16 protein-coding genes and 2 tRNA genes are annotated in these 18,375 nt (G+C 69.7%); 12 read left to right on the forward strand and 6 right to left on the reverse strand.

Features of this window, described 5'->3' with window-relative positions; genetic code table 11:
- The 3 genes from BIV24_RS24390 to BIV24_RS24400 form a co-directional block, all read left to right on the forward strand.
- Positions 1–949 (forward strand): AIM24 family protein (locus BIV24_RS24390; protein ID WP_143064654.1); only part of this gene is annotated, 949 nt, incomplete at its 5' end.
- A gap of 11 nt (positions 950–960) precedes the next feature.
- Positions 961–1,641 (forward strand): AIM24 family protein, encoded by a 681-nt coding sequence (locus tag BIV24_RS24395; protein WP_071368579.1) that lies wholly within the window; start codon positions 961–963, stop codon positions 1,639–1,641.
- Positions 1,642–1,657: 16 nt separating this feature from the next.
- Positions 1,658–2,413: an AIM24 family protein gene (locus tag BIV24_RS24400; RefSeq protein ID WP_071368580.1), complete on the forward strand. Its 756-nt coding sequence runs from the start codon at positions 1,658–1,660 to the stop codon at positions 2,411–2,413.
- Between the two features lie 61 nt (positions 2,414–2,474).
- Here BIV24_RS24400 and BIV24_RS24405 read toward each other — a convergent pair whose 3' ends face one another.
- On the reverse strand, positions 2,475–2,990 hold the full coding sequence (locus BIV24_RS24405; protein WP_071368581.1) for an NUDIX hydrolase: 516 nt from the start codon (positions 2,988–2,990) through the stop codon (positions 2,475–2,477).
- Complete coding sequence (locus BIV24_RS24410) at positions 2,987–4,417, reverse strand: zinc-dependent metalloprotease (RefSeq protein WP_071368582.1); 1,431 nt, start codon at positions 4,415–4,417, stop codon at positions 2,987–2,989. Before BIV24_RS24410 ends, BIV24_RS24405 begins: the two co-directional genes overlap by 4 nt.
- 190 nt (positions 4,418–4,607) lie before the next feature.
- Here BIV24_RS24410 and BIV24_RS24415 point away from each other — a divergent pair, with 190 nt between their 5' ends.
- From BIV24_RS24415 to BIV24_RS24425, 4 genes are all read left to right on the forward strand, one after another.
- Positions 4,608–5,771, forward strand: a complete 1,164-nt coding sequence (locus tag BIV24_RS24415) for an SDR family oxidoreductase (RefSeq protein WP_071368583.1) — start codon at positions 4,608–4,610, stop codon at positions 5,769–5,771.
- A gap of 192 nt (positions 5,772–5,963) precedes the next feature.
- Entirely contained in the window at positions 5,964–6,425 is a 462-nt protein-coding gene (locus BIV24_RS24420) for a molybdenum cofactor biosynthesis protein MoaE (protein ID WP_071368584.1), read from the forward strand.
- Between the two features lie 193 nt (positions 6,426–6,618).
- Positions 6,619–6,783 (forward strand): hypothetical protein, encoded by a 165-nt coding sequence (locus BIV24_RS34565; protein WP_177198807.1) that lies wholly within the window; start codon positions 6,619–6,621, stop codon positions 6,781–6,783.
- 82 nt (positions 6,784–6,865) lie between these two features.
- The gene (locus tag BIV24_RS24425) at positions 6,866–7,963 is read left to right on the forward strand and encodes a YlbL family protein (protein WP_071368585.1); all 1,098 of its coding nucleotides are present in this window, start codon (positions 6,866–6,868) and stop codon (positions 7,961–7,963) included.
- A gap of 70 nt (positions 7,964–8,033) precedes the next feature.
- Here BIV24_RS24425 and BIV24_RS24430 read toward each other — a convergent pair whose 3' ends face one another.
- Positions 8,034–8,576, reverse strand: coding sequence for a PPA1309 family protein (locus BIV24_RS24430; protein WP_071368586.1), 543 nt, complete (start codon positions 8,574–8,576; stop codon positions 8,034–8,036).
- Between the two features lie 165 nt (positions 8,577–8,741).
- On the opposite strand from BIV24_RS24430, the gene BIV24_RS24435 reads away from it, so the two are divergent.
- From BIV24_RS24435 to BIV24_RS24450, 4 genes are all read left to right on the forward strand, one after another.
- Positions 8,742–11,699 (forward strand): UPF0182 family membrane protein, encoded by a 2,958-nt coding sequence (locus BIV24_RS24435; RefSeq protein WP_071368609.1) that lies wholly within the window; start codon positions 8,742–8,744, stop codon positions 11,697–11,699.
- Between the two features lie 44 nt (positions 11,700–11,743).
- Positions 11,744–11,817: transfer RNA gene (locus BIV24_RS24440), tRNA-Met, on the forward strand.
- A gap of 228 nt (positions 11,818–12,045) precedes the next feature.
- A complete protein-coding gene (locus tag BIV24_RS24445) occupies positions 12,046–13,851 on the forward strand; it encodes a tetratricopeptide repeat protein (RefSeq protein ID WP_071368587.1) in 1,806 nt (601 codons plus the stop codon).
- Between the two features lie 52 nt (positions 13,852–13,903).
- Positions 13,904–13,977: transfer RNA gene (locus BIV24_RS24450), tRNA-Met, on the forward strand.
- Between the two features lie 235 nt (positions 13,978–14,212).
- Here the strand turns inward: BIV24_RS24450 and BIV24_RS24455 are convergent.
- Positions 14,213–14,629: a Fur family transcriptional regulator gene (locus BIV24_RS24455; RefSeq protein WP_071368588.1), complete on the reverse strand. Its 417-nt coding sequence runs from the start codon at positions 14,627–14,629 to the stop codon at positions 14,213–14,215.
- A 125-nt stretch (positions 14,630–14,754) separates the two neighbouring features.
- On the opposite strand from BIV24_RS24455, the gene BIV24_RS24460 reads away from it, so the two are divergent.
- Positions 14,755–16,227 (forward strand): catalase, encoded by a 1,473-nt coding sequence (locus tag BIV24_RS24460; RefSeq protein WP_071368589.1) that lies wholly within the window; start codon positions 14,755–14,757, stop codon positions 16,225–16,227.
- 319 nt (positions 16,228–16,546) lie between these two features.
- Here the strand turns inward: BIV24_RS24460 and BIV24_RS24465 are convergent, their stop codons facing one another.
- Together BIV24_RS24465 and hisN are read right to left on the reverse strand one after the other, a co-directional pair.
- Positions 16,547–16,948, reverse strand: a complete 402-nt coding sequence (locus BIV24_RS24465) for a CBS domain-containing protein (protein ID WP_071368590.1) — start codon at positions 16,946–16,948, stop codon at positions 16,547–16,549.
- 539 nt (positions 16,949–17,487) lie between these two features.
- A complete protein-coding gene (gene hisN, locus BIV24_RS24470) occupies positions 17,488–18,288 on the reverse strand; it encodes a histidinol-phosphatase (protein WP_071368610.1) in 801 nt (266 codons plus the stop codon).
- Positions 18,289–18,375: the final 87 nt, after the last annotated feature.

Below are 18,375 nucleotides of genomic sequence, written 5' to 3' on the forward strand. Positions count from 1 at the left end.
GCCCCCGGTCGCCACGCCCCCCACCCCGGCGCCCGCGCCGTTCGTGCACACCGCGCCCACCATCGTCGCGCCCCTGACCGCCCCGCCGGGCGGAACCGTGCCACCGCCGGGCCCCGCACCGCACGCCCAGCCACCCGGCCCGCCACCCGGATACGGCGGGCAGCCGCCGGCCCCGATGCCGCCCGGTTACGGGCAGCAGACTCCGCCGCCCCCCGGCTACGGGCAGCCGGCCCCGTACGGCCGGCATCCGGGCCATGCCCCCTCCCCGTACGGTGCCCCGCAGGGCGGTGCCGGTGTGGCCGCCGCACTGCAGGCCTTCAAGGAGACGCCCACCGGGCAGCGTTGGACCCAGCAGAACAAGAAGCTCGTCCGTGTCGACCTCGGCATCGGCGGCCAGCCCGTGCTGGCCCGGCAGGGCAGCATGGTGCTCTACCAGGGCAAGGTCGACTTCGGCTACAAGGGCGCGGGTATCGCCGGGCGGATCGTGGGCAACGCGACCGGCCAGGAGCTGCAACTGATGCGCTGCACGGGCCAGGGGCAGGTGTTCCTCGCCGAGGACGCCACCCATCTGCACCCGATCGAACTCCAGGGAGACGCGATCTGTGTCTCCGCACAGAACGTCCTGGCCTTCGACGAGTCCCTCCAGTACGAGGTCCGGCGTATCGAGGGACACAGCATCCCCGGGGGTGCACTGTTCACCCTGCAGTTCCAGGGGACCGGCACGATCGTCGTGAAGACACACGGCACGCCCGTGGTGCTGCCCGTCACCCCGACGACGTTCGCCGACTGCAACGCCGTCGTCGCCTGGTCCGCCGCCGCCCAGGTGATCGTCTCCAGCCAGGTGCGGATGCGCCGCAACGCCTACGCCGGAGACACCGGGGAGAGCGTCAACCTGCAGTTCCGTGCCGCCCCCGGCAATTTCGTCGTCGTCCAGCCCTACGAGGTCTGAGGGAGCCCGTCATGAACCAGCCGCTCGCGGGCTTCGCCCCCGCACCCGTCACCGCCCGCATGGAGAACCACGGCAGTCACATGCTGAAGGTCGCCATGCAGACCGGGAACGACCTCTTCGCGCGCGTGGGGTCCATGGTCGCCTACGAAGGGTTCATCCAGTACGAGCCCAACCCTTCCGCTGTGCGCCAGATCGCACGGGACTGGATCACCGGTGAGGGTGCGCCCCTCATGAAGTGCTCCGGTGACGGTCTGCTCTACCTGGCCGACTACGGGGCGAACGTCGTCGTCATCAACCTGGACGGGGACGCGATCTCCGTCAACGCCACGAACCTGCTCGCCCTGGACGCACATCTGCAGTGGGGTGTCGAACGCGTCAAGGGCCTCGCCAAGTTCACCGGGCAGGGCCTGTGGAACACCAGGATCTCCGGCCAGGGCTGGGTCGCTCTGACCTCGCGGGGCACGCCGATCGTCGTCGACTGCGGCAGCGGCGAGGACGAGACGTACGTCGACCCGGACGCCCTCGTCGCCTGGTCCCCGAACCTGAAGGTGAAGGGCAAGCGCAGCTTCAAGGCGCAGTCGCTCATCGGGCGCGGCAGCGGAGAGGCGTACCAGATGGCGTTCTCCGGGCAGGGCATCGTGGTCGTCCAGCCCAGCGAGGACAGCACCGACCGCCTCCGGATCCGGGGCTGAGGGGGAACCGCACACCATGCAGAGCACGCTCTTCGCCTACAACGAGCAGCAGACCCAGGAGCGCTACAGCCTGCAGAACCCGCAGATGCTGCGCGTCCTGCTGGAGGGCCACGACGACATCCTGGCACGCAAGGGCACCATGGTCGCCTACCAGGGGCTCGTCGAGTTCGACGCCGAGTACCAGAGCGACGGTCAGCACCGCGCGCGTGCGCACACGGGGGAGGGCCTGGACCTGATGCGCTGCCACGGGCAGGGCACCGTCTACCTCGCGAACCTCGCCCAGTACGTGCACATCATGGACGTCGAGCAGGAAGGGCTCACCGTCGACAGCGGCTACGTCCTGGCGATGGACTCCTCGCTGCACTACGAGATCATCGCCGTGGACAGCCTGTACGGCATCTCCGGCTCCGGCAAGTACCAGCTCAACATCACCGGCCGCGGCAGGGTCGCGCTGATGACGTCCGGCGTACCCCTGCTGATGCAGGTCACGCCGGACACGTACGTCAACTGCGACGCCGACGCGATCGTCGCCTGGTCCACCGGCCTGCGCGTTCAGATGCAGGCCCAGACGCATTCCTCCGGGGTGTGGCGCCGCCGCGGCAACACCGGGGAGGGCTGGGAACTCAGCTTCATGGGCAGCGGATACGCGCTCGTGCAGCCGAGCGAGCTGCTGCCGCCGCAGAACGCGGTGATCGGGCAGGGGCTGCGCGCCCAGTACGGCATGGGCCAGCAGGGGGCGCGGGCGCAGAACCAGGGCAACGTCTGGAGCTGAGCGCGGGTAAGGGGTGGCCGTCGCTCGGGCGGTCACCCCTTACACCTCGCCTGTCGTGCCCTCAGAGAGCGGCGCGCGCCGCCTCCAGCAGTCGCACGACCGAGGCGTCCGCCACGTTCGCGACCTCGTCGTACGCGAACCAGCGCAGGTCCAGGGACTCGTCGCTGATCGCCTCGACGGCTCCGGCCGGGGCGAGCGCCGCGTACTGGACGTCGAGGTGCCAGGCGCACGGCGTGTGATGGCGGTCCAGGCGCACCGGACCGCCGGGCAGCAGGGTCACTCCCTCGATGCCCGACTCCTCGGTCGCCTCGCGCAGAGCGGCCGCGGCCAGCGTCCCGTCGACCGGCTCGCAGTGGCCGCCCGTCTGCAGCCACATCCGCAGCTTCTTGTGGAGGGTCAGCAGAACGCGGCCGCGCTCGGGGTCGATCACCAGGGCGCTCGCCGTGATGTGCCCGTCTTTACAGGCCTTCCACATGCCGTCCGGGTGCGCCGTCAAGTGGTCCAGATAGACCTCGCGCAACTCTTGCTGGTCCTCGTAGCCCTTCAGTACGAGGACCGCGTCGTCGTGGAGGCTCACTCGGCGTCGTCGCCCTTGTCGCCCTCGTCCTTCTTCAGGTCCGGCTTCTCGGTGGAGCCGCCGCCCGCCGCCTCGCCGAGCATCTTGTCCAGCTCGGAGAAGTCCAGCTGCTCGCGGTGCACGAAGCCGTCCGGGTCGTCCAGGTCGGACGCCGTCGGCAGCATGTCCGGGTGGGCCCACAGACCGTCCCGGCCGTCCACACCGCGCGCGTCCGTGAGCGAAGCCCACAGGCGCGAGGCGTCGCGCAGGCGGCGCGGGCGCAGCTCCAGGCCGATCAGCGTCGCGAACGTCTGCTCGGCCGGACCGCCCGTGGCACGACGGCGGCGCAGGGTCTCGCGCAGCGCGTCCGCGGATGCCAGGCGCGGCTTCGCGGCCGCGTGCACCACCGCGTCCACCCAGCCTTCGACGAGCGCCAGCGCCGTCTCCAGCCGGGCCAGGGCCGTCTTCTGCTCCGGCGTGTCCTCCGGCTGGAACATGCCCTGCTGGAGCGCCTGCTGCAGCTCCTCCGGGTTCTGCGGGTCGAACTGGCCGACCACGTCCTCCAGCTTCGCCGTGTCGACCTTGATGCCGCGGGCGTAGCCCTCGACCGCGCCGAACAGGTGCGAGCGCAGCCACGGCACATGTGCGAACAGGCGCTGGTGAGCGGCCTCGCGCAGTGCGAGGTACAGGCGCACCTCTTCCTTGGGCACGCCGAGGTCCTTGCCGAACGCCTCGATGTTCAGGGGCAGCAGCGCGGCCTTGCCGGCCGGGCCGAGCGGCAGGCCGACGTCGGTCGAACCGACGACCTCGCCGGCGAGCACGCCGACGGCCTGCCCGATCTGCGTACCGAACATGGCGCCGCCCATGGAGCGCATCATGCCGATCAGCGGGCCCGCCATGGCCTGCATCTCCTCCGGCAGGACGTCGCCCATGGCCGCGCCGACGCGCTCGGCGACCGGGTCGACGAGTTCCTTCCACACCGGCAGGGTCGCCTCGACCCACTCCGCGCGGCTCCAGGCCACGGCGGAGCCGGCGCCGGACGGCAGCGACGTCACGTCGTCGAGCCACAGGTCGGCGAGGCGGACGGCCTCCTCGACCGCGGAGCGCTCGCCGGGGTTCACGCTCGCGTCCTTCGTGCCGTCCGGGGTGCCCTGGGAGACCGTCTGGCGGGCGATCTGCTTGGCCATGTCCCAGTTCACCGGGCCGCCCTCGTACGAGAGCATCTGGCCCAGCTGCTGGAAGGCGGCGCCCAGGTCCGCGGGGTTCAGGGAACCGAACATCGCGGCGAGCGGGTTGTCGGCGCCGGCGCCGCCGGCTCCGGGCGACCCGAATCCGAACGGGTTGGCCGGTCCCTGGCCACCGCCGCTCTGCTGGTCCTTCTTCTTGCCCTCGTCGCCGTTCTCCGGCTCCTCCGGCGGAAGGCCGAATCCGAATGGGGTGTTACTCACGGGATTCCTCGGCTGGTAAGGCCACCGGTTCGTTCCGGCGGCTGGCTGCCCGACAACACCACCAGCGTAGACACCTCAGCCGGATCGAGCCTGAGTGCTTCGCCCACTCCTGGCCTGCGGCAGGATGGATGCCACCTGGTACGCACGCGTGCTCCGCGTCCGTACTGAAGACAACCGCTGGAGACGCCCGGTGAGTTCCCCAGATCCGCAGGTTCGCGCAGCGCGAAACCATTCAGCCCGATCGTCGGCCGACCGCAGCCCTCGGGCGGCGGCGCTGCGTGTCGGCGATTCCTCCGTCGTCCGCGGGCCCGTCGTCGCGGTCACCGGCGCGGCGACCGGTGTCGGCGCGCTGCTTGTCGAGCGGCTCGCCGAGTGCGACGAGATCAAGCAGGTCGTCGCCATCGACGAGCGGCGCGGGGAGTGCGCGGCGGCACAGTGGCACATCCTGGACGTGCGGGATCCGGCGATCGCGGAGAAGCTGCGGGGTGCGGATGTCGTGGTGCACCTGGCCCTCGACCTGGATCTGGAGACGGACGCGGCGGCGCGCACGGCATACAACGTCCGGGGGACGCAGACCGTGCTGACCGCCGCCGCGGCGGCCGGGGTGCACCGGGTGGTGCTGTGCACGTCCGCCATGGTCTACGGGGCGCTGCCGGACAACGAACTGCCGCTCTCCGAGGATGCCGAACTGCGGGCGACGGCGGAGGCGACCGGGGTCGGGGACCTGCTGGAGATCGAGCGGCTCGCACGGCGGGCGCCGCGGGCCCATCCGGGACTCAACGTCACGGTCGTACGGCCGGCGGTGCTGGTCGGGGGCACGGACACGGCGCTGACCAGGTACTTCGAGTCGCCGCGGCTGCTGGTGGTGGCCGGGTCGCGGCCGGCCTGGCAGTTCTGCCACGTCGAGGATCTGTGCAGTGCTCTGGAGTACGCCGTTCTGGAGAAGGTGGACGGGGAACTGGCTGTCGGATGCGACGGCTGGCTGGAGCAGGAGGAGGTCGAGGAGCTGAGCGGGATCCGGCGGATGGAACTGCCGTCCGCGGTCGCTCTGGGGGCGGCGGCCCGGCTGCACCGGATCGGGCTCACGCCCTCGCCCGCCGGGGACCTGGCGTACACGATGTACCCCTGGGTGGTCAGCGGGAGCCGGCTGCACGACGCCGGGTGGCGGCCGCAGTGGACGAACGAGGAGGTTCTCGAGGAGCTGCTGGAGGAGGTGGCCGGGCGGCACACCGTGGCGGGGCGACGCCTCGGACGCAAGGACGCGACGGCGGCCGGCGCGGCCGGCGCGACGGTCGCCCTGCTGGGCGCGGCAGCGGTGGTACGCCGGGCGCGGAAGGCCCGACGGCGCATGTAAAGGCGCCTCCCGGGCGGCCCCTGGAGGGAGGAAGGCTCCCGGGGGGGCGGCGTGCGGATCCGGGAGGCACCGGCGCGCAGTCGTGTGAATCCGGCCGTGCCGCCGTCGTATGGAGAAGGCGCCGAACAGCACGCGCGTGTGCTGGGTGATCGTCCCTTTCTCAGTGTCAGGGGCATACGGCACGATGGGGGCATGGCACCCCACAGCGATCACCCCGGTGAGCAGGCGGCGGACGAGCCCATCAAGCTGCTCGCGATCCGCGACACCCCGCTCTCCGTCGACGAGGTCTTCCGGGCTGTCGGGGACGACGCCGCCGGCGGGACCGCGCTGTTCGCCGGGACCGTACGGAACCACGACAGCGGAGCCGATGTCGACGAGCTCGGTTATTCGTGCCACCCCAGTGCCGAGGCCGAGATGCGGCGCGTCGCCGAGAAGGTCGTCGCCGAGTACCCGGTGCGGGCGCTCGCGGCCGTGCATCGGGTGGGGGGCCTGCGCGTCGGTGATCTCGCCGTCGTCGTCGCCGTGTCGTGCCCCCACCGGGGCGAGGCCTTCGACGCCTGCCGCAAGCTGATCGACGATCTCAAGCACGAGGTGCCCATCTGGAAGCACCAGAGGTTCTCCGACGGGACGGAGGAGTGGGTGGGGGCCTGCTGATCCCCGCCGCGCTCCACTGACCCCCGCGTCTCCCTCACATACCTCTCATAGGGCTCATACGTCTCATAGGGTCAATCGAGCTCTCACTCGGCCTCCGCTTGCGTAACCGCACCCCGGCCGTGAGCGTTGTCAGTGCGGATGATTAATCTGCTGATCAGTCAGCTGCGGACGCTCATGGGTTTGGGAGGTCGGCATGGCGGCGCTCGCCTGGTTGCTGATTCCGCTTTTGGCTGCGATCGGTGCCGGACTGTGGGGAAGTTGGGCCAGTCGCAACCGCACGGCCTTGGGCGACGGCTCCGAGCTCGCCGGATACGCACGGTTCCGCGAGGCCATGGAGAAGTCCCACTCGGGAAGCTGAGGGCTTTCCGGGCCCCAGGGGGGCCTTTTCGTGCGGACGGCCCCAGAGGTGCGTTGACAGGACAGTCCCGTACTGTCGTGCCATGCCACGCCGCACCGCGACGATGCTCGCTTCCACCCTGATGCTGATCGCGCTCTTGTGCGCGGGAGTGTTCATCAAAGTGCCGTACTCGGAGATGTCCCCGGGGCCGACGGTGAACACCCTGGCCGAGCACAACGGCGAGCCGGTGCTGCAGATCTCCGGGCGCAAGACCTACCCGACGAGCGGCCATCTGAACATGACCACCGTCAGGGTCACCAGTGCCGACTACAACATGAACCTTGTCGAGGCCATCTATGGATGGCTCGCGCATGACAGTAAGGTCGTGCCGCACGACACGCTCTACCCGGACGGCAAGACCGAGGAGCAGTCCAGCCAGGAGAACGCCGAGGAGTTCAGTCAGTCCCAGGAGAGCGCCAAGGTCGCCGCGCTGAAGGAGCTGCACGTCCCCGTGACGTCCTGGGTGATCGTCTCCACCGTCCTCAAGGGGTCGCCCGCCGAGGGCAAGCTGCACGCCGGTGACGTCATCAAGGCCGTCGACGGGACCGCCGTGAAGGCGCCCGGCGACGTCTCCAAGCTGGTGACCAAGCACAAGCCCGGACAGGACGTCGTGTTCACGATCGTGCCCGCCAAGGAGCAGGCCGCCGCCGTGAAGGCGCACAAGACGGCCACCACGACTCAGAATGTGACGATCACCACGACGAAGTCCCAGGACGGCGGCCAGGAGCGGGCCATCGTCGGGATCGCCGCCGGGACCGATCACACGTTCCCGTTCACCATCGACATCAAGCTGGCCGACGTCGGCGGCCCCAGCGCCGGTCTGATGTTCGCCCTCGGCATCGTCGACAAGCTCACCCCGGACGACCTCACCGGCGGCAAGTTCGTGGCCGGCACCGGCACCATCGACGACAACGGCCGGGTCGGGCCGATCGGCGGCGTCGAGATGAAGATCGCCGGCGCGCGCAGCAAGGGTGCCCAGTACTTCCTGACCCCCAAGGACAACTGCGCGGCCGCCGCGAAGGACACCCCCGAGGGGCTCACGCTCGTCAAGGTCAACACCATCGAGGACGCCCTGCACGCCCTCAAGGACATCCGCACCGGGACGACCGCCGACCTGCCGAAGTGCACCACCAAGGGCTGACGGGCAGCACCTTCACAGGGCAGGGGCGCCCGGAATCCCCGGGAGCCCCAGCCGCACAACCGCGGAACGTTCAGTCCTCGAACGTTGCCGACAGCGCCTGCGCAAGGCCCGGCACCAGCTCGGGCCCCGTCAGCACCTCCGTCGGCGAGTCCTTCTCGCGCAACCGCAGCGCGGTCTCGCGCGTGCCGTCCCGCAGCACCGCCACCGTCATGCGCACCTCCTGGCGGTCCGGGTGCTCGGCGACCCACCGGGTCAGCTTCTTTCCGCTCAGCCCCTGCGGAACCTGGGTCTCCGCGGCCGGCGGCAGCATCAGCCGCTCCACCGTGAGCGCGCAGCCGGCCACCGCGTCGGGCCAGGCGATGGTGCCGAGGAACTCGTCCAGCGGCCTGCCGGGGGGAATCTCCTCCTGCTCGATCGGGGTGAGACCGGAGGTCCCGGACTCGTCCTCCAGGCCGAGCTGGGCCGCGAGCAAGGGTTCCTGGGTCCGCAGCCGCGCGGTGTCTACGAGGGCGAAGAGGCGAGCGGGCTGGTCCCAGCCGAGGCCGGAGACGTACTCGTCGATCTCGAGTACGGCCCGGGTGAGGGGGCTCGCTGCCATGGGAGTGTTGGACATGGTCACAATCCTGCCTCGTTCTCCCCTGGAAACGGGAACCGAGTAAAGCGCCAGTAAGTTGCATAGGTGAGGCTTCACGATGGTGGAGCCTCGTCCATGGTCCGCGTTCACGGGGGCCTGACGTATTCAACAGCGAACTTCGAGGTGCGCACCTTGGCTTTCCAGATGCCGGACCGTGGCGGAGGCCCGACGGGGCCACGGATCAGAGTGGGCCGCCCGTCCCGGCGAGCCCGGACCCTGCTGATGACACTGGGGGTCCTCGTCGTCCTCGGCATGGCGTTCATCATGTTCGCCGGCTTCTGGACGGACTGGCTCTGGTACCGATCGGTGAACTACTCGTCCGTCTTCACCACCACGCTGTGGACCAAGATCGGACTCTTCTTCGTCTTCGGTCTCCTGATGGCGGTCGCGGTCGGCCTCAACATCTGGCTCGCGCACCGGATGCGTCCCCCGCTGAGCGCCATGTCCATGGAGCAGCAGAACCTCGACCGCTACCGGATGGGGATCGCGCCCTACAAGAGGTGGCTGCTGATCGGGATCACCGCCCTGGTGGGCCTGATCTCCGGCGCATCCGCGGCCGGCCAGTGGCGTACGTGGCTGCTGTGGGTGAACGGCGTGCCCTTCCACCAGAAGGACCCCCAGTTCCACCTGGACGTCGCCTTCTACGCCTTCGACCTGCCCTGGTACCGCTTCCTGCTCGGCTTCGGCTTCGCCGCCACCGTGCTGTCGCTGATCGCCGCCGCGCTCACCCACTACCTGTACGGCGGCCTCAGGATCACCTCCCCGGGATCGCGCGCCACGGCCGCCGCGACCGGGCACCTGTCGGTGCTGCTGGGTGTCTTCGTCGCCCTGAAGGCGGTGGCCTACTGGCTCGACCGGTACGGCCTCGCGGTCAAGTCCAGTGACTTCAAGGCGACCGGCGACTGGACGGGCCTCCGGTACGTCGACGCCAACGCCTACCTGCCGGCCAAGACGATCCTGTTCTGCATCGCGGTCATCTGCGCGCTGCTCTTCTTCGCCACCCTGTGGCGGCGTACCTGGCAGCTGCCCGTTATCGGCTTCGGCCTGATGGTGCTCTCCGCGATCCTCATCGGCGGGCTGTACCCGGCGCTCGTCCAGAAGTTCCAGGTCCAGCCGAACGAGCAGGCCAAGGAAGCGCCGTACGTCGAGAAGAACCTCAAGGCGACCCGCCAGGCCTACGACATCGCCGACGCCCAGGTCACCGAGTACCAGGGCAGGAGCGACAGCAAGGACAAGAGCAAGCTGCGCGACGTGGTCGACGCCACGGCGAGCATTCGTCTGCTGGACCCGAACGTCGTCTCCCCGACGTTCACGCAGCTCCAGCAGATGAAGAACTACTACGCGTTCCCGACCAACCTGGACGTCGACCGCTACGGCAAGGACGGCAAGGACCAGGACACGGTCGTCGGCCTGCGCGAGCTGAACCTCGCGGGCATCCCCGCCTCCAAGCGGAACTGGATCAACGACCACTTCCGCTACACGCACGGCTTCGGCATGGTCGCCGCCAAGGGCACCGACGCCGACGGGAACGGCCAGCCGGTCTTCACCGAGTCCAACCTGCCCACCACTGGTGACCTGCCCACCTACGAACAGCGGGTGTACTACGGGGAGAAGACCACCACGTACTCGATCGTCGGCGGTCCCCAGAAGGAGATCGACTACCCCGACGACAACGGCGAGAAGACCACCAGCTATCAGGGCAAGAGCGGGGTCAGCCTCTCCAATCCGTTCAACCGGGCCGCGTACGCGGTGGCGTTCGGCGAGCCGCAGATCCTCTACTCCGGTGCCATCGACGACAGCTCGCGGATCCTGTACAACCGCACGCCCAAGGAGCGCGTGGAGGCGGTCGCGCCGTGGCTGACCATCGACGGCGACGCCTACCCGGCGATCGTGGACGGCAAGATACAGTGGATCGTAGACGCGTACACGACGACGAACGGGTATCCGTACGCCTCCCGTACGACCCTTGGTGACACGACGGCCGACTCGCTGACCGCGGGCAACAACCAGCGCGCGGTGGTGGCGCAGCAGAACCAGGTCAACTACATCCGCAACTCGGTGAAGGCGACCGTCGACGCGTACACCGGCGAGGTCAAGCTCTACCAGTGGGATGCCCAGGACCCGGTCCTGAAGACCTGGATGAAGGCGTTCCCGGGCACCGTGAAGCCCAAGAGTGACATCTCGCCGGCGCTGATGTCCCATCTGCGCTACCCGCAGGACCTGTTCAAGGTGCAGCGCGAGCTGCTGACCCGCTACCACGTCAAGGACGCGCAGACGTTCCTGAGCGGCAGCGAGGTGTGGCAGGTGCCGGACGACCCGACGAACCAGTCGGGCAGCGCGGTGCCGCCGTACTACCTGAGCATGAAGATGCCCGACCAGCAGGCGCAGGCGTTCTCCCTGACGACGACGTTCACGCCGAACGGCCGCGACAACCTGGGTGCCTTCATGTCGGTCAACGCCGAGGCGGGGACCAGTGACTACGGCAAGATCAGGATCCTGAAGCTGCCGACGAGCAGAACGGTCGACGGGCCGAAGCAGGTCCAGAGCCAGTTCAACTCCGAACAGAGCATCGCCGAGTCGATCAGGCTACTGAAGGGCGGCGACTCGCAGGTCGAGTACGGCAACCTGCTCACCGTCCCGCTCGACGGTGGACTGTTGTACGTCGAGCCCGTGTACGTACGCGGCGGTCAGCTCAAGCTTCCGTTGCTGCGCAAGGTGTTGGTGTCCTACGGCGGCACCACCGCGTTCGAGGACACGCTCGACCAGGCGCTCACCAAGGTCTTCGGAGCGGAGGCTTCGGGCCCGCCGCCGAAGGAGGGCACCGGCGGGAACAGCAAGCCGGCACCGGGCAACCCGACGGTCCAGCAGGCGCTGCGCGATGCCCAGAAGGCCTTCGAGGCGGGCCAGGAGGCCCTCAAGAAGCCTGACTTCACGGCGTACGACAAGGCCCAGAAGGACCTCGAGGACGCGCTGCAGCGGGCCGAGAAGGCACAGTCCGAGGCCGACAAGTCCGGCGGCAGTGGCCGCGGTAAGAACACCGGCGGCCCGTCCACCGCGCCGAGCGGCAGTCCGAGTCCGAGCAGCAGCTCAGACGGCGGCTGATCAAGGAGCTCTCCCCGCGCCGTGATACGGTTGTCTCACAACGGCGCGGGGTGGAGCAGCTCGGTAGCTCGCTGGGCTCATAACCCAGAGGTCGCAGGTTCAAATCCTGTCCCCGCTACTGAAGTCGAGGGCCCGGATCCTGATCATGGATCCGGGCCCTCGACGTGTGTGCGACACGACGAGGCATGCGGTGTGACCTGGTGTGTCGCGTGAAGTGCGGTTCCTTGCGAGGGTAGTTGGCCGTTCTGTGTTTGACTTGTCTCTCTGTGGGCATGTCGACAAAACGCTGAAGTGACCTCACTGGCTGCGGTATACCAGGTGTACCCGGGTTGCAGGTGGTGCGACGATGGACGTTATGGGGGACAAGGCAACTCTGTACGGGACAGGGCGATTTGTGCAGCCCGCTGAGCGGGACGAGACCGGCGAGGCCGCCGAGGAGGCGCGTCGGCGGCTCGCTGCCGAAGCCGGCGACGTCGAGGCGATGAGCGTCCTCGGGGCCATGCTGCTGCGTCGCGGCGATCTCGACGGAGCCGAGCCCCAGTTGCGCGCCGCCACCGCCGCGGGTGACCGCGCCGCCGCCAACAACCTGGGTGTCCTCCTGCACCAGCGCGGATATGCCGAGGAGGCCGCCGGCTGGTGGCGGATCGCCGCCGTCGCCGGCTCCGCCGCGGCCGCGCACGCGCTCGGACGGCACCACCGCGAGCGCGGGGACGAGCCCGCCGCCGAGTACTGGCTGCGCCAGTCCGCCGAACAGGGGCACACCCTCGGCGCGTACGCCCTCGCGGATCTGCTGGAACACCGTGGCGACGACGGCGCCGAGCGGTGGATGCGGGCCGCCGCCGAGCGCGGGCACCGCGAGGCCGCCTACCGGCTGGCGCGGGCACTCGACCGCAGGACCCCGCGCGAGCAGGGGGCCGACGGCACCGAGGGTGTCGAGGCGTCCGTGCTCGACGAGGCCGAACAGTGGTACCGGCAGGCCGCGGCGCGCGGGCATCAGCGGGCCGCGCTGCACCTCGGGGCGATCCTGGAGCGGCGGGGCGACGTCAAGGAGGCCGGGCGCTGGTATCTGACCAGCGCCAAGGACGGGGAGGCGCGGGCCGCCTGTGCGCTCGGCTTCCTGCTGCGGGACGCGGGGGATGCGGAGAACGCCGCCGTCTGGTGGCTGCGGGCCGCTCGGGAGGGTGACGGCAATGCCGCCAACGCGCTGGGCGCGCTGCACGCCGAGCGCGGCGAGACGCAGACCGCCGAGCGGTGGTACCGGGCGGCGACGGATGCCGGAGACGTCAACGGCGCGTACAACCTCGGGCTGCTCTGCGCCGAGCAGGGCCGGACCGTGCAGGCCGAGCAGTGGTACCGGCGGGCCGCCTACACCGGACACCGTGAGGCCGCGAACGCGCTCGCGATCCTGCTGCTGCAGGGCGGGGACGCGACCGGTGCCGAACCGTGGTTCTCCAAGGCCGCCGAGGCGGGAAGCGTGGACGCCGCGTTCAACCTCGGGATCCTGCACGCCGGACGGGGCGAGGTCGAAGCGGCGTTGGGGTGGTACGAGCGGGCGGCGGCGGCCGGGCACGCCGAGGCGGCGCTCCAGGTCGGGATCGCGCGGCTGCGGGAGGGTGACGAGCGGGCCGCCGAGCGGCATCTGCGCTGCGCGGCGGGCGGTGGCAGCGCGGAGGCCGCCTACCGGCTGGCCACGCTGCTGGACGCGCGTCGGCCGCCGCGGCCCGCGCATGAGCTGGGCGAGCCGTCGCACGAGAAGAGCGAGTACGAGGAGTGGTACGAGCGGGCCGCAGCCCAGGGGCACCGGCGGGCGCAGGTGCGGGTCGGGATGCTGGCCGCCGCGCGGGGCGATGTCGTGGAGGCGGCGCGGTGGTACCGGCAGGCGGCGGAGGCCGGGTCGCGGAACGGCGCGTTCAACCTGGGGCTGCTGCTCGCACGGGAGGGGAGCGAGCCGGAGGCCGCGCTGTGGTGGACGCGGGCGGCAGACGCCGGGCACGGCCGGGCTGCCCTGCGGCTGGCCCTCGTCTACGCGCGCCAGGGACAGCTGGTGGAGGGGCAGCGGTGGGCGGACCGGGCGGTGTCGCTGGGGCCCGCCGAGGTGGCCGAGCGTGCGGCGCGACTGCGGGATGCACTGCGGCAGGAGTTGTCGGCATGAGGGAAGCGATTTGCTTCCGTCCGCGTCCTTGACGTAATGTTGCGTTCACCGACGCGGGGTGGAGCAGCTCGGTAGCTCGCTGGGCTCATAACCCAGAGGTCGCAGGTTCAAATCCTGTCCCCGCTACTGATGACTCGAGGCCGGAATCCGAAAGGGTTCCGGCCTCGAGGCGTTTACGGTCGATGATCTACGGACCTGTCGTGCAGTCCGTCGCGAAGTACGTGTTCGACGTGACGGCACGTCAGATTCGGGAATTCCGCAGGCAGGGGCAAGCGCCCGGAAGGTCGCGGGCCGTGGAGGTGCCGTGCGCAGCGAAGAGCCCCGGCGCCTCAGAGGTGCCGGGGCCTGAGAGAAGCAGTGGTTACGCGGCCGAGCAGCTCGGGCACAGTCCGCGGTACGTCACCTCGACGTCCGAGACCGCGAAGCCGAAGCGCTCCGAGTCGGGGAGGTCGGCCAGCGGGTCGCCGGTCGGATGGACGTCGCGGATCGCGCCGCAGCGGGCGCACACCAGGTGGTGGTGCGGCCGGTGCGCGTTCGGGTCGTACCGCTTGGCGCGTTTGTCCGTGCTCACTTCGAGCACCTCGCCGAGGGAGACCAGCTCACCCAGCGTGTTGTAGACGGTCGCCCGGGAGATCTCGGGCAGCTTGGCGACGGCCCGGGCATGCACCTCGTCGGCTGTCAGATGAACATGCTCACCGTCGAGGACCTCGGCCACCACGCGCCGCTGCGCGGTCATCCGCCATCCGCGTCCGCGCAGCCGTTCCAACAGGTCACTCATACAGACCAGCCTAACAGCAAGAGGACTAGATTCCGAACGGGTGTTACTTTGGAGCACAGCTTGACTTAGACATTGTCTATTGTAGGATCGAGCTCGGATTTAGCCAAGGGGCAGGTTGGTCAGGAATGACGCAGGAGGCGCACGTGTCGCAAGGACCGCTCACGACGGAGGCCGGTGCTCCGGTCGCCGACAACCAGAACAGCGAGACCGCGGGCGTCGGCGGCCCGGTTCTCGTCCAGGACCAGCTCCTTCTGGAGAAGCTCGCCCACTTCAACCGTGAGCGCATCCCCGAGCGTGTCGTGCACGCCCGTGGTGCGGGCGCCTATGGCACCTTCACGGTCACCGCCGATGTCACCCGGTACACCCGCGCCGCGTTCCTCTCCGAGGTCGGCAAGCAGACCGAGACGTTTCTGCGCTTCTCGACCGTCGCCGGCAACCTCGGTGCCGCGGACGCCGTCCGCGACCCCCGTGGCTTCGCGCTGAAGTTCTACACCGAAGAGGGCAACTACGACCTCGTCGGCAACAACACCCCGGTGTTCTTCATCAAGGACGCCATCAAGTTCCCCGACTTCATCCACACCCAGAAGCGCGATCCGTACACGGGCTCGCAGGAGGCGGACAACGTCTGGGACTTCTGGGGCTTGTCGCCCGAGTCGACCCACCAGGTGACCTGGCTGTTCGGCGATCGCGGTATCCCGGCCTCGTACCGTCACATGAACGGCTACGGCTCGCACACCTACCAGTGGAACAACGAGGCCGGCGAGGTCTTCTGGGTCAAGTACCACTTCAAGACCGACCAGGGCATCAAGAACCTCACCCAGGAAGAGGCGGTCAAGCTCGCCGGTGAGGACCCCGACTCGCATCAGCGCGATCTGCGCGAGGCCATCGAGCGCGGCGAGTTCCCGACCTGGACCGTGCAGGTCCAGATCATGCCGGCGGCCGACGCGGCCACCTACCGCTTCAATCCGTTCGACCTCACCAAGGTGTGGCCGCACGAGGACTACCCGCCGATCGAGATCGGCAAGCTGGAGCTCAACCGCAACCCGGAGAACATCTTCGCCGAGGTCGAGCAGTCGATCTTCAGCCCCGCGCACTTCGTGCCGGGCATCGGTCCCTCCCCGGACAAGATGCTCCAGGGCCGTCTCTTCGCGTACGGCGACGCCCACCGCTACCGCGTCGGCATCAACGCCGACCACCTGCCGGTGAACCGTCCGCATGCCACCGAGGCGCGCACCAACTCCCGTGACGGTTTCCTGTACGACGGCCGCCACAAGGGCGCGAAGAACTACGAGCCGAACAGCTTCGGCGGTCCGTTCCAGACGGACAAGCCGCTGTGGCAGTCGACGTCGAACTTCACGGCCGGCACCGGCAATCACGAGGCGCCGGTCCACTCCGAGGACAACGACTTCGTGCAGGCGGGCAACCTCTACCGCCTGATGTCGGAGGGCGAGAAGGAGCGACTGATCGCCAACCTGGCGGGCTTCATCTCGAAGGTCTCGCGCGACGACATCGCCGAGCGCGCGATCGGCAACTTCCGTCAGGCCGACGGAGACTTCGGCAAGCGTCTGGAGGCCGCAGTCCAGGTTCTGCGCGGCTGACCAGGCTGGACCGCTTGCCGGAGGGAACGGGCCGGAACCCCTGTGCGGGTTCCGGCCCGTTCGCGCGTCCGCGGCCGGTGGGTGATGAGAGGGCTAGTGCTGTGACCGGGAAGGTCTGCCGGGAAGCTCGCGGCGTCCGGTGCCGGGGGAACCTCCCACGCCCTTCAGGTAGTGGGGGAGCATCGCAAGGCGGAGCATCACCCGCGTACTGGCTGTACTCGGGTGATGCGACAACGCGGCGTGGGGGTCCCCTGCTCGAAGAGCTTGGGGGAGTGCCGTGCCGGGCGTCGCGAGCCGGTGAACCCTTCCGGTCACAGCACTAGTGGGCGGCGGCCGGTACGCGCGGCCGGGCCGGTGCCCAGCAGCGGATGATGTCGCGGACCGAGACCACGCCGACGGGCTCCTGGTGGTCGAGGACGATCAGATGGCGGAACCCGCCGTGGGTCATGGCACGCGCGGCCTCTTCGAGGGTCCAGGACGGCGCGGCGAACACGACGTCCGTGGTGGTGTGGGCGTGGGCCCGCTCGGTGTCCGGGCTCTGGCCCAGCCCGACGGAGTTGAGGATGTCACGCTCGGTGAGGATGCCGAGGCCTCCGGCGTCCGGGTCGAGGACCACGGCCGCGCCCACGCGGCGGGCGGACATCAGGGCTGCTGCCTGGCGGAGGGTGTGTGCGGGGCCGATGGTGAGGACCACCGTGCTCATGGCGTCGCGGACCAGCATGGGCGGAGCCACCTCCTGGGGACGCACGGGCTCAGGGCCTTGGACCCGTCCGGTTCGTCTCCACCGGAGGCACCTGTTCCGCGCTTCACAAGCTCACAAGTGAGGGACTCTCAGAGTCGCAGGCAAAGTGCGGGTCAACAAGAGGGCGCACGTAGTGAGTTCAGGGGCGCGCCGGGTGCACATGAGCACCCCTGATGTCCTGCCCTGGTATCGAGTGCCCAACAGGCATCGTTCGCCCCGTCGCGACGCCCGGCACGCCTCCCCCAAGCTCTTCCGGGCAGGGGGACCCCCAGAGCGGCAGGTGCCCCCACGAGGCCGCTCCTCACCAGGGCCTGTCCTGAGTTCCCCGTCGGCGCCCCGACGCCCGGCACGCACTCCCCCAAGCTCTCGGCTTCGCTCGGGCAGGGGACCCCCATGCCGCACGGCGCCGCAGGACAGGTGGCTCCGCCACATGACCTGCGACACCGCACGCCGAGCGCACGCACCGAACGCCGCTGCGCCCGCGCTCCGCGCGGACGACGGGGAACTCAGAACAGGCCCTAGTACCGACCGCCCAGATGGTCGAGCAGGGCGTCGTGGAGGAGGCCGTTCGAGGCGGCCGCGTTGCCGCTGTGCGGGCCCGGGCGGCCGTCGAGGCCCGTGAAGGAGCCGCCCGCCTCGGTCACGACGATCGCGTTCGCCGCCATGTCCCACAGGGACAGCTCGGGCTCGGCACAGATGTCGACCGAGCCCTCGGCGACCATCATGTAGGGCCAGAAGTCGCCGTAGCCGCGGGTGCGCCACACCGCGCGTGTCAGGTCGAGGAAGCCGCCGAGGCGGCCCTGCTCCTCCCAGCCGGAGAGGGAGGAGTACGCGAAGGACGCGTCGGACAGCTGCGAGACGCGCGAGACGTGCAGCCGGGACGCGGCGGACAGGCTGCGGCCGGTGAACGCACCGTGGCCCTTGGCGGCCCACCAGCGGCGGCCCAGCGCGGGTGCGGAGACGACACCGACGACGGGCTGGTAGCCCCCCTCGCCCGCCTCCATCAGGGAGATCAGCGTGGCCCACACCGGCACACCGCGTACATAGTTCTTGGTGCCGTCGATCGGGTCGATCACCCAGCGGCGCGGCCCCGTGCCCTCGATGCCGTACTCCTCACCGAGAATCGCGTCGCGGGGCCGGGCGCGCTGCAGCTGGCCGCGGATCAGCTCCTCGGCGGACTTGTCGGCCTCGCTCACCGGCGTCATGTCCGGTTTGGTCTCGACCTTGAGGTCGAGAGCCTTGAACCGGTCCATGGTCGCGGCGTCGGCGGCGTCCGCGAGCACATGAGCGAGACGCAGGTCATCGAGATAGTCGGCCATGACCGAACGGTATCCGCCCCCTGACGGGAACGGCCACATGGTCCGGCGGATCTCCATGAGGCAAGTGATCAGCGGCCGTCGTGCGAT

The sequence above is a fragment of the Streptomyces colonosanans genome, from assembly GCF_001866645.1.
In the GTDB taxonomy this organism is placed as follows: Bacteria; Actinomycetota; Actinomycetes; order Streptomycetales; family Streptomycetaceae; genus Streptomyces; species Streptomyces colonosanans.